Origin of the sequence: Bradyrhizobium sp. AZCC 2262 (assembly GCF_036924535.1) — a bacterium.
Classification (GTDB): Bacteria; Pseudomonadota; Alphaproteobacteria; order Rhizobiales; family Xanthobacteraceae; genus Bradyrhizobium.
Window position 1 is genome coordinate 6687952 of the sequence record NZ_JAZHRT010000001.1, and the last position, 11691, is coordinate 6699642.

Here is an 11691-nt window from a genome sequence, read left to right on the forward strand (position 1 = left end):
CCGGGCGACGTTAAATGACTGCAAAGCCATCATCTCGGTCTGCGCAACGGCGTGAAGACGCATGAGCGCATATTCCAACGACATTTCACCGCTCCTGCCTCGCTCGTACTTCTCTCGTCGAATGCTGCTTGCGGCCGGAGCTGTCGCAGCAACTGGCGTAGTGCTGTCCCGACCGCTCTCAGCCGAACCGGGCAGAGCCGACACGATACCTGCGCGAGGAGGAACTCTGGTCGCGCTACTCGACCCGGAGCCCGCTGGCCTGGTCGCGGGCATCTCCATCTCGGCGCCTGCCGTGGCGGTTTCTGCCAATGTGTTCGACGGTCTCGTCGAGTATGGAGATGATTTCGCGTTACGACCCAGCCTTGCCGAAAGCTGGGAATCCTCCGCCGATGGCACGCAGATCCTCTTCCGCCTGCGAAAGGACGTCAGCTGGCACGATGGCAAACCGTTCACTTCTTCCGATGTGCAGTATTCGCTGCTGGAAGTGACCAAGAAGACGCACCCGCGTGGCAATGCCGTCTTCGCGAACCTGATCGATGTGGAAGTGCCCGACCCGCACACGGCGGTACTACGCTTTTCGCGCGCCTCGCCGGTTGTATGGGCGGCTTTCAACGGCACCGAGGTTCAGATTCTTCCGCGCCATCTCTACGAGGGCACCAACCCCCTCACCAACGCCTGGAATGCAAAGCCCGTCGGAACTGGCGCCTTCGTGTTCAGGGAGTGGGTCAGGGGCGAGCGCATCGTCCTTGAGCGCAATCCGAGTTACTGGGACAAGGGCCGGCCCTATCTGGACCGCATCGTGTTCCGCACCGTACGCGATGCCGGCTCCCGGGCCGCCGCGCTCGAAACCGGGGAAGCGCAGTACGGCGTCATGAACCCGGTCTCGCTTGCCGAGGCGCAGCGTCTCCGCGGCTCGAGCACCCTCACCGTTCAAACCCGCGGCTTCGAGGGGCCAGCGCCGCTGTACTTCTTCGACTTCAATCTGCGCCGCAAGCCGTTTCAGGACATCCGCGTTCGCCAGGCCTTTGCGCATGCCATCGACCGTGACGTTCTGGCGAAGACGGTCTGGTATGGCTTTGCCAAGCCGGCCAGCGGGCCGATCCCGAGCTACCAGTCGCAAATCTATGCGGCGGACACGCCGCAGTATCGCTTTGACCCGCAAAAGGCCGAGGCTCTGCTCGATGAGGCCGGGGTGAAGCGCGGCGCCGACGGCGTACGCCTGCGCATCGACCACGTCCCGGTACCTTATGGCGAGGATTATCTCCGCGCGGCGGAATACTACCGCCAGGCGCTCAAGCGCATCGGCGTGGAGCTCACCATCCGCAACTTCGACCTCCCCGCTTATTTGCGCGTCATCTTCACCAACTACGATTTCGACACCCACAGCGCCTGGTACTCGGCCTATCCAGATCCACAAATCGGCGTGCAACGTCGCTACTGGAGCCAGACGATCAAGAAAGGAACCCCCTCCTCGAACGCCACCGGCGTGGCCGATCCGGCGATCGACGCGGTTATCGAGAAGATTCAGATCGAGGACAACGTCGACAAGCGCCGGGCGCTCATTCGCGAGTTTCAACGCCTCGCTCAGCAGGAAGTCCCTTCGATAAACCTGCTGGAGCTCACGTTCTTCCGCGTCTATGCGAGCCGCCTCAAGGGAGTCGATCTCGGTCCCTTCGGTAGCTATCAGTCCTTGAAGACCGTGTGGTTCGGGGCGTGACGATGGCGCTTGCCCACATCTGGCTGCCTCGTCCGCGCGTGCTGCGCTATCTCGCGGTCCGCATCGCGCAGGTCATTCCCACCGTCATTGCCATCGTGGTGCTGAATTTCTTCTTTCTGCGTCTGGCGCCCGGCGACCTCGCGGAAGTCATCGCTGGGGAAGCCGGGTCGGCGACCCCGGAATACATGGCTCTGCTACGCCAGCAATTCGGCCTCGATCAGTCGGTCTGGGTCCAGTTCGTCAACTACGTCAAACAGCTCGCGCAACTCAATCTCGGCTATTCTTTCCGCAATTCGATGCCCGTGCTGGATCTGATCCTGTCCCGGGTTCCGAATACCGCGGTTCTCATGCTGTCCAGCCTGCTCCTGGCGGTCAGCCTCGGGATTCTCTTTGGCGCCGTCAGCGCCCACTGGCGCGGGCGCTGGCCGGACGCCGTGCTATCTGCGGTCTCCACCGTCGGTTTCGCCACGCCGCTGTTCTGGGTCGGGCTCATGCTCATCGTGCTGTTCTCGGTTGAGCTGCGATGGCTCCCGGCCGGAGGCATGTACGACCTGGAACACGACCTTACGGGCTTTGCCCGCATAGCCGACGTGGCGCGGCACATGGTGCTACCGGTGCTGAGCCTCGCGTTCTTCTATATCGCGATCTATACCCGCCTCACGCGCTCCGCCATGCTGGAGGTGCAGGAACTCGACTTCGTGCGCACGGCACGCGCCAAAGGCCTCCACCCTGTCCGGATCGCATTGCGCCACGTGCTCCGCAATGCACTGCTCCCCATCGTCACCATGACGGGCCTGCAGCTCGGCACGCTGCTTTCCGGATCGGTCGTGATCGAGACCGTCTTCGCGTGGCCCGGCATGGGGCGCCTGGCTTTCGATGCGGTGTTCCAACGTGACCTCAACCTGCTGCTGGGCGTCCTCTTCTTCTCGTCCTTCCTGGTCATCGTCGCCAATCTCCTCACCGACTTCGTCTATGCAATTCTGGATCCGAGGATCGAAATTCGATGAGCATGCAGACGACTTCGATCTCGCTTCCGGTAGCGAACGCCGCGTCAAACGAAAGAGTGAGACCCTTCCCCGGGGCCTCGTCCCTCTCCTACCGCCTTCTGCGCAGCCGGACTACCCTGACCGGCAGTGCCGTGATCGCCGCCGTGGTTATGGCAGCGCTGCTCGCCGGCAGCATATTCGATACAGATCCGCTCGACATGGTCGCGCGGCCCTTCATCTGGCCGCTGACCGATGCCCGCCATCCGCTTGGCACCGATATGCTGGGACGCGACATCCTGGTCGGGCTGGTCCATGCAGCGCGGGTTTCGCTGGCCGTCGGCCTTGCGGCCGCAAGCCTCGCAGTCCTGGTCGGCGTCATGTTCGGGGCGGCGTCCGGCTACTTCGGTGGTTGGGTGGACCAGCTGCTCACCCGCATCACCGAGATATTCCAGACCATGCCGCCGTTGGTCTTCGCCGTCGTGGTGGTGGCAATCCTCACGCCGTCCGTGGGCTCCATCATCCTCGGCATCGGCGTGACTTCCTGGCCCCAGATCGCTCGCCTGGTGCGAGCCGAGACCCTGCGGCTGCGCGAGAGCGAATTTGTCCAGGCGGCCCGCGTCATGGGCATGGGACACGGTCGCATCATCGTAACGCACATTCTGCCCAACGCAATCTCGCCCGTGGTGGTGGCGGGTTCGATCCTGGTCGCGTCCGCGATCCTGACCGAAGCCGCGCTGTCGTTTCTCGGTCTCGGCGATCCCAACCTGATTTCCTGGGGCAGCATGATCGGTTCCGGACGCGAGGTGTTGCGCACCGCCTGGTACATGACGGCGCTGCCGGGCGTTGCCATTTCGATCACCGTCATGGCGCTGAACTTGCTCGGCAACGGCCTTAACGACGTCCTGAACCCGCGGGTATCGCTGACATGAGCCTGATCGCTCCTTCCGCCGTTCTCGATGTTTCAGAGCTCTCCGTGCGCTTTCGCACGCCTGGCGGCCTGCTCACTGCCGTGGATCGCCTCTCCTTCCGCGTCGGCGCGGGTGAGACGCTGGCGATCGTCGGGGAAAGCGGATGCGGCAAATCGGTTACCGCCATGGCTCTGTTGCGCCTGCTCCGTTCGCCGCCGGCGCTGGTGGAGGGAAACCACGTCCTGTTCGACGGGCAGGATCTGCTGCGACTTTCCGAAAGGGCGTTGCGTGACATTCGCGGCAATCAGATCGCCATGATCTTCCAGGATCCGCTTTCCGCGCTCAATCCAGTGATGACCGTTGGTGACCAGATCGTCGAAGCGCTGCAGCGACACACCGGCTTGCGTCGTGCGACCGCCCGCACGCGGGCCGTCGAGCTTCTCGACCTCGTGCGTATTCCGGAACCGCAACGCCGTGCAGACGATTATCCGCATCATTTTTCGGGTGGCATGCGGCAGCGCGCCGTGATCGCCATTGCGCTCGCGGCAAGACCCCGCGTCCTGATCGCCGACGAGCCGACGACCGCGCTCGACGTGACAGTGCAGGCGCAGATACTGAAGCTTCTCGTCTCGCTTCAGCGCGAATTCGGCATGGCACTGATCCTCATCAGTCACGACCTCGGCGTGGTTGCGGAGACCGCCGACCGTGTGCTGGTCATGTATGCCGGGCGCAAGGTGGAAGAGCGCGGGGTGCTTGATCTGTTCTCCCATCCGCGTCATCCCTACACCCGCGCACTGCTGCGTGCCCGACCGACACCGGGCGCGGTGCGCGAGTTCCTGGACGAAATTCCCGGCATCGTGCCTTCCCTGTCGGCCATGCCGCAGGGCTGTGCTTTCGCGCCTCGCTGCGCTTTCGCTAACGAAGCATGCACCGGCGCGCCACCACCCCTCCTGCCGTCGGGCGACGGTGGTGCGGTCGCCTGCATCCACACCGAGCGCCTTCCGCAAAGCGAGGCGGCATGATGGTGAACGCACCCGGGAATACGCTGGAAGTGAATGAGCTCGTCGTTTCCTATCACACCGCGCGCGGTCACCTCACCGCCGTGGATGGCGTTTCCTTTTCCGTGGCGCCGGGCGAGACCCTCGGTCTGGTCGGCGAGAGCGGCTGCGGCAAATCCTCGCTTGCCAAGGCAATCGTTCAGCTGGTGGAGCCTGCACATGGCACGATCCGGGTAGAGGGACAGAATATCGTCCGTGCGAGCCGCAATGTCCGCCACGCGCTCCGATCCAAGGTGCAAATGGTGTTTCAGGACCCCATGGGCGCCCTCGACCCCCGGCAGCGAGCGGGTACGATCCTGGAAACGCCGCTCAAGATTCATGGCTTCGGCAACAGCACGGAGCGGCAAGTGCGCGTGCGGGAGCTGATGGAGCAAGTCGGACTGCGGCCCGAATTCATCGATCGCCTGCCGCACGAGTTCTCCGGAGGCCAGCGCCAGCGCCTCGGGATCGCCCGCGCCCTGGCGCTCAACCCAAGGCTCATCGTGTGCGACGAGCCGGTTTCGGCGCTCGACCTTTCGCTGCAAGCACAGGTCTTGAACCTTCTGCGCAACGTACAGCGCCAGCATCACGTCGGTTATCTGTTTATCAGCCATGATCTCTCCGTGGTCGAACATATCGCCGATCGTGTCGCCATCATGTATCTCGGGAAGTTGGTGGAAGTGGCGCCACGCGACAGCATCTGGCAGCGGCCGGCCCATCCTTACACGCGCGCCCTCATCGAGGCGTTGCCGCGCATCGATCCAGCCAATAGCCGCATCGCAGACAAGAAGATCATCGGCGGAGACCTGCCTAGTCCCTACGCCCCGCCCAAGGGCTGCCGGCTGCATACGCGATGCCCACACGCCTTCGCGCGCTGCAGCCTAGAGGAGCCGGAGCTGGTGGAGATTGCAGCGGGCCATTTTGCCGCCTGCCATCTTCATGCGCCTGCGCCGCCGCCGGCCGTTCGCGCGGGGGCTGCCGTTTCCCCTTCGGCGGCACAGCAGCACGCCGCCACGGCTTAAGGAGATCGCGTGCTCATGTCCACGCCTGTCAAAGGCCCCACACCGTACCAGGCCTCTGCCTTGGAAGGTTGCCCATGAACACCGCAACTGCCGTATCGCCGGCCGATTATGCCGACAGCCCGCTGTCACGGGCGCTCACGCAACCGTTGCTGCTTGGCCTGTTCCTGCCGATCCAAAACGGCGGCTGGTCTCCATCTACGCTGGCGCGCACCACCGACTGGAGCTTCGATTACAACGTTGCCCTCACGCAGAAGGCCGAGGAGCTCGGCTTCGACCTGGTCTTCGGCCTGGCGCAATGGATCGGCAAAGGCGGCTACGGCGGGGCGCTCCGTTATCGCGAAACCACGATCGATCCGTTCGTGACGGTGGCGGCGCTGAGCGCGGTCACGAATCGCATCCTGCTGATCTCCACGATTCACATCCTCTATGGCCCGTGGCATCCGCTGCACCTCGCCAAATTCGCCGCGAGCCTCGACCACATTTCGCAAGGACGCTTCGGCATCAATGTCGTTACCGGCTACGCGCCCCGCGAACCGCGCATGTTCGGCATGACGCAAATCGAGCACGATGAGCGCTATGCGCGCTCCACGGAGTTCACCAACATCCTCAAGCGGCTGTGGGAGGCTTCCGAGAACGTCTCCCTCGAGGGCGAATACTGGCGGCTCGAGGATGCCTACGTTTCGCCCAAGCCAAGGTATGGCCGCCCGATCCTGGTGAACGCGACCGGTTCGCCGGCGGGATTCACCTATGCAGCGCGACACTCGGATCTCGTCTTCATCACCAGCCCCGCAGGGGCCGAGATCGAGGCGACGATTGCAGCCCTTCCGGCCCACGTCGCCAAGCTGAAAGGCCGCGCCGCCGAGTTCGGACGCGACGTTCGCGCCATCATCAACCCCATGATCGTATGCCGCCCGACAGAGAAGGAAGCGCGCGACTATCACGCCGCCATCCTCTCGCACGCTGACCACGAGGCGGTGCGGAACTTCATTACCCACCATGCGGTCGGCGACAGCCAGGCCTGGACGAACCACAAGGCCGAACACCGCATTCTCGGCGGCAACATCCAGATCATCGGCAGCCCGGAACAGGTGGTCGACAAGATCATCGGCCTGAAAAACGCGGGGATCGACGGAATACAGCTCACCTTCTTCGACTTTGCACCGGATCTCGACTTCTTCGGCAAGGCCGTTCTCCCGCTGTTGAAGCAGGCGGGCCTGCGCAACTGATCTCCTCGCCACTTCCAGGAAAACCACGATGACCAGCAGACGCGAATTTCTTCATCTTGTCGCCGCCGGAACCAGTCTGGCGCTCACGCCGGCCGCACGCGCAGCCGATGGCTCGCCGATCCGCGGCGGCCATCTGATCGCCGTCGTGGTGCCGGAGCCGCGAGACCTCGGCATCGCCGTATCCAATCCGACCATCGTGGTGGCCGCCAACCTGTTCGACGGGCTGGTAACCTATGACGACAACTTCAAGCCACGGCCCCAGCTTGCTGAGAGTTGGGCGCAATCGGCGGACGGAAAAGAAATCACCTTCAACTTGCGCAAGGGCGTGAAATGGCACGATGGCACGCCCTTCACTTCGGCGGACGTGAAGTACTCCATCCTCGAAGTGGTGAAGAAGACCCATCCGCGCGGCATCGGCACCTACGGGCAACTGCAGACGATCGAAACGCCGGACGACTACACTGCCGTGCTGAAGCTGGCGGCTCCCTCTCCCGTCATCTGGTCGGCACTCTCGTCAAGCGAGACGCAGATCCTGCCCCGGCACCTCTATGAAGGCACCGATCCACTCACCAATCCGTGGAACGCCAAGCCGATCGGCACCGGCGCCTTCGTGTTCAAGGAATGGGTACATGGCAGCCACATCACGCTGGAGCGTAATCCTGACTATTGGGTCGCGGGAAAACCCTACCTGGACCGGATCACCTTCAAGCTCGTCCCCGACGCCGGCGCCCGCGCCGCGGCGCTGGAAACCGGCGAGGTGCAGTATGTTCCGCTGAGTCCGGTGCCGTTGTCCGATGTATCGCGGCTCCAGAAGCTGCCGAGCGTGAGAGTCGAAACCCGCGGCTGGGAAGCGGTGGCCCCCGTATTTTTCTTCGACTTCAACTTGCGCCGGAAGCAGTTCCAGGACGTTCGCGTCCGCCGTGCCATCGCGCATTCGATCAATCGCCGCGCGCTGGCTGAAACCGTCTGGTACGGATTTGCGGATCCGTCGACCGGCCCGGTTCCTGCAGCGCAGAAGCAGTTCCACGAGCCTAACCTGCCTCAATACGAATTCGATCCGAAGAAGGCAGAGCAATTGCTCGACGAGGCCGGTTTCAAGCGTGGCGTGGATGGCGTACGCATGCGCTTCACGCATCTCAATCACACCTATGGCGACGACTTCAAACGATCCGGCGAATTCATCCGCCAACAGTTGAAGCGCGTCGGGATCGAGGTTGAGTTGATCAACTACGATCTGCCCACCTTCCTGCGCAAGGCTTATACGGAGTACGACTTCGACACGCTCAACGTGTTCTATGCGGCGTTCTCGGATCCCCAGCTGGGCGTGCAGCGCCGGTTCTGGAGCAAGGCGATCCAGCCGGGCAGCGCCTGGAGCAATGCGTCCGGCTACTCCAATCCCGCGTTCGACCAGGTGGTCGCCGATGCGCTGGTCGAGCCCGACGTGGCAAAGCGCCGAGCCCTGCTCGTCAAGCTCCAATCCATCGCTCAAACCGACCTGCCGTCGATTTCGCTGCTCGAACTGAAACAGTTCCGCGTCTGGTCCAGCCGGCTTCACGACGTGGATGTGAGTCCGGTGGGTGTCTACGCCTCTCTCGCCAGTGCCTGGCTCGTTCCGTAGCGACAGCTCGGAGAGCCGGCTCGGAACGCGGTCGCGCAATTTTGGTAAGCCGGGCATCCGGCGACAAGGAGAACTCATGTTGAGAACATTGATGGTCGCGCTGGCCGTAATTGCATCGGCCGCCACGGCGGCAATGGCCGAAGCACCGGTCCGCGGCGGAACGCTCGTCGTTGCCCTGGAGCCCGAGCCGTCACGGCTCTATCTCAGCTCACAAACGGCCGTGATCGTGCAATCGCAGATTTACGACACGCTGGTCACTCTCGACGACGACTTCAAGCCGCGCCCACGGCTCGCCGAGCGCTGGGATATCTCTCCGGACGGGAAAACCATCACGTTCCATCTACGACAGGACGTCAAGTGGCACGATGGCAAACCGTTCACGTCGGCAGACGTCGCCTACTCCATTCTTGAGCTCAACAAGAAACACCATTCCCGCGGCCTGACCAATTTCGGCGCCATCACGGCGATCGATACGCCCGACGCGCATACGGCCGTATTCCGCCTTTCGGCGCCCTCCCTTGCCCTCTGGGCGGCCTTCGGCGGCGACAACGCGACGATCGTGCCCAAGCATCTCTGGGAGGGTACTGATCCTTTCACCAATGCCTGGATCAACAAGCCGGTCGGCACGGGTCCCTTCATCTTCAAGGAATGGATGCGAGGCGATCACATCACGCTCGAGCGCAATCCTGATTATTGGGAAAAGGGAAAGCCCCACCTCGACCGCATCTTGTTCCGCGTCATCCCGGACGCAGGCGCGCGCGCAGCGGGGCTGGAAACCGGACAGGTGCACTACGTGCCAGTCACCCCGGTTCCGCTCTCGGATGTCGACCGTCTGCGCAAGCTTCAAAACATCGAAATTGTCACCTATGGGTTTGGCACTTTCGCGCCGATGTATTTGTTCGACTTCAACCTCGAGAAACCGGTGTTCAAAGACATCCGCGTTCGGCAGGCCTTCGCGCACGCCATTGACAAGAAAGCGCTCGCGGCAGTCGCCTGGTACGGCTTTGCCAAACCTGCGTCCACACCCGTGCCGAGCGTTCAGAAGCAGTTCTTTGCTACCGATACCCAACAATACGCCTACGATCCCGCCAAGGCCGAGCGTCTGCTCGATGAAGCCGGTTACAAGCGCGGCAAGGACGGCGTGCGGTTCAGGATCACCCATCTCCCGGTCGCTTACGGCGAGGACTTCCGTCGCTCGGCCGAATTCATCCGGCAGCAACTCAAACGGGTCGGGATCGAGGAAGAGATCGTCAACTACGACCTCGCGGGCTGGCTGCGCAAAGTGTTCGCCGAGCGCGATTTCGACACCATGACCGCCTACTACGCCGCCAATGCGGACCCGCAGATCGGCGTGCACCGACGATTCTGGAGCAAGACCTTCAATCGTGCGAGCTGGACCAACGGCTCCGGTTACCAGAACCCCGAGATGGACAAGGTGATCGAGGCAAGCCATGCCGAAGCCGATCCAGTGAAGCGCGCCGAACTGCTGCGCGAGTTCCAGCGCATCGCCCAACGCGATCTTCCATCCATCACGCTGCTCGAAGTGAGCCTGTTCGGCGTGAAGTTGAAACGGCTTCACGGCCTCGATACCGGCCCCGACGGAGTCTACGGTTCATACAAGGACGCTTGGCTGGACCAGTGAATGAACCCCAACCATGAAACATCGAGACCAAACAGAGCCCGTCCTCTTCAGCGACAATGATCGTATCGAACGAAAGAAACCCCCGCGGCGGACACGCGCCGACGTGAGCCCGAAACATCAAATGCTACGGCCCTGCCTGGTTGACGCAGATGGAGCAATGCAATGAACAAGATCGTCCCACCTCAATTTTCTCGTCCCATTACCGCCAATTCATCCGAGTTGCCGGCGCTCCTCGACTACATCGCCGAGGGCGCAGCCGCACGCGATCTGGAGCGCGCCCATCCTTACGAGGCCGTCAGCCTGATCCGTCAAGCTAAGCTTGGGGCATTGCGGATCGCGACCGCGGAGGGAGGCGGAGGCAGCTCCTTCCGCGAACTCTTCGAGGTCGTCATTCGATTGGGAGAAGCTGATCCCAATGTCGCTCACATCCTCCGCAATCACTTCGCCTTCGTCGAGCGTTACGCCCGCCCGGCCGGCGTCGAGCAGCGCGACAAATGGCTGCAGGCGGTCGTTAGCGGCGCCATCGTAGGTCTTGCGAACTCCGAACTGGGGAATCCAGTCGTCGGAAGCAAGTCGCTATCCACGACGCTGACGCCGGACGGTGACGGATACCGCCTCGACGGCACCAAATATTACAGCACCGGAACGTTGTACTCGGATCTGGTGCTGGTTCGCGCCGTCGGAGCTGGCGGCACGATGGCGTCGGCAATCATTCCCGTCAACCGCGAAGGCGTGGATCTGGTCGATGATTGGGATGGCTTCGGCCAGCGTCTGACCGGGACCGGCACCACAGTTCTCCGCAACGTCCGTGTTGAAGCGGACGAAGTCATATTCGATGCGCCCGGCATCGGCTACGGCGTGCTCTATGCAAGCACGTTGCCGCAACTCTACCTTACCGCCATCAGTGCCGGCATCCTCCGCGGCATCCTGCGCGACGCCAAAGCCCTGCTTCGCGGCCGTGAACGAACTTTCTACTTCGCTTCCGCAGAACGGGCCGTGGATGATCCCACCCTGCATCAGACGATCGGCCAGATCGCCAGCAACGCGTTTGCGGCTGAAACTCTCGTATTGGCGGCCGCGGATGCTCAAGACGTGTTGGCCGCCGCCCGCGACGCAGGAAAAGACGACGACGAGCTCGCACACCGGGCCGCCATCCTCGCCGCCAAGGCCAAAGTCGTGGTAGACGAACTCGCCATTCGTGGCGGCGGGTTGCTGTTCGACGTCGGCGGTGCCTCGGCTACCAAAAAGCTGCACAACCTGGACCGGCATTGGCGCAACGCGCGAACTCTGGCCTCGCACAATCCCGCAACATATAAGGCTCGCCTCATCGGCGAGTACGAGATCAAGGGCACACCACTACCGACCGGTGGGTTCTTCTGACCTGGTGTGTGACACCGCGGCGCCCTGCGACTGCCGACGGCGCGGCCGCGGGATCACCTGCCGTGCAAAGCGGCGCATAGGATTGTCGAAGGGGCTAAACTGCAGCCCATGATCACGGACGCGTTGCCGGTGGTCATCGAGGATTGCCCTTGGCC

General features: G+C 62.9%; 9 protein-coding genes. All 9 read left to right on the forward strand.

The window, feature by feature from the left end; genetic code table 11:
- The first annotated feature begins 121 nt into the window (after window positions 1-121).
- The 9 genes from V1283_RS31375 (at window position 122) to V1283_RS31415 (ending at window position 11536) form a co-directional block, all read left to right on the forward strand.
- Window positions 122-1717 (forward strand): ABC transporter substrate-binding protein, encoded by a 1596-nt coding sequence (locus V1283_RS31375; protein ID WP_334390498.1) that lies wholly within the window; start codon window positions 122-124, stop codon window positions 1715-1717.
- A gap of 2 nt (window positions 1718-1719) precedes the next feature.
- Window positions 1720-2724: an ABC transporter permease gene (locus tag V1283_RS31380; RefSeq protein ID WP_334390499.1), complete on the forward strand. Its 1005-nt coding sequence runs from the start codon at window positions 1720-1722 to the stop codon at window positions 2722-2724.
- Window positions 2721-3632, forward strand: a complete 912-nt coding sequence (locus V1283_RS31385; RefSeq protein WP_334390500.1) for an ABC transporter permease — start codon at window positions 2721-2723, stop codon at window positions 3630-3632. Before V1283_RS31380 ends, V1283_RS31385 begins: the two co-directional genes overlap by 4 nt.
- A complete protein-coding gene (locus tag V1283_RS31390) occupies window positions 3629-4633 on the forward strand; it encodes an ABC transporter ATP-binding protein (RefSeq protein ID WP_334390501.1) in 1005 nt (334 codons plus the stop codon). The genes V1283_RS31385 and V1283_RS31390 overlap by 4 nt, the downstream gene beginning before the upstream one ends.
- Entirely contained in the window at window positions 4630-5670 is a 1041-nt protein-coding gene (locus V1283_RS31395; protein WP_334390502.1) for an ABC transporter ATP-binding protein, read from the forward strand. Before V1283_RS31390 ends, V1283_RS31395 begins: the two co-directional genes overlap by 4 nt.
- A gap of 74 nt (window positions 5671-5744) precedes the next feature.
- On the forward strand, window positions 5745-6896 hold the full coding sequence (locus V1283_RS31400; protein WP_334390503.1) for an LLM class flavin-dependent oxidoreductase: 1152 nt from the start codon (window positions 5745-5747) through the stop codon (window positions 6894-6896).
- A 145-nt stretch (window positions 6897-7041) separates the two neighbouring features.
- On the forward strand, window positions 7042-8514 hold the full coding sequence (locus V1283_RS31405) for an ABC transporter substrate-binding protein (RefSeq protein ID WP_334390504.1): 1473 nt from the start codon (window positions 7042-7044) through the stop codon (window positions 8512-8514).
- A 76-nt stretch (window positions 8515-8590) separates the two neighbouring features.
- Window positions 8591-10156 (forward strand): ABC transporter substrate-binding protein, encoded by a 1566-nt coding sequence (locus tag V1283_RS31410; protein WP_334390505.1) that lies wholly within the window; start codon window positions 8591-8593, stop codon window positions 10154-10156.
- 162 nt (window positions 10157-10318) lie between these two features.
- Entirely contained in the window at window positions 10319-11536 is a 1218-nt protein-coding gene (locus V1283_RS31415; protein WP_334390506.1) for an acyl-CoA dehydrogenase, read from the forward strand.
- The last annotated feature ends 155 nt before the right edge of the window (window positions 11537-11691 follow it).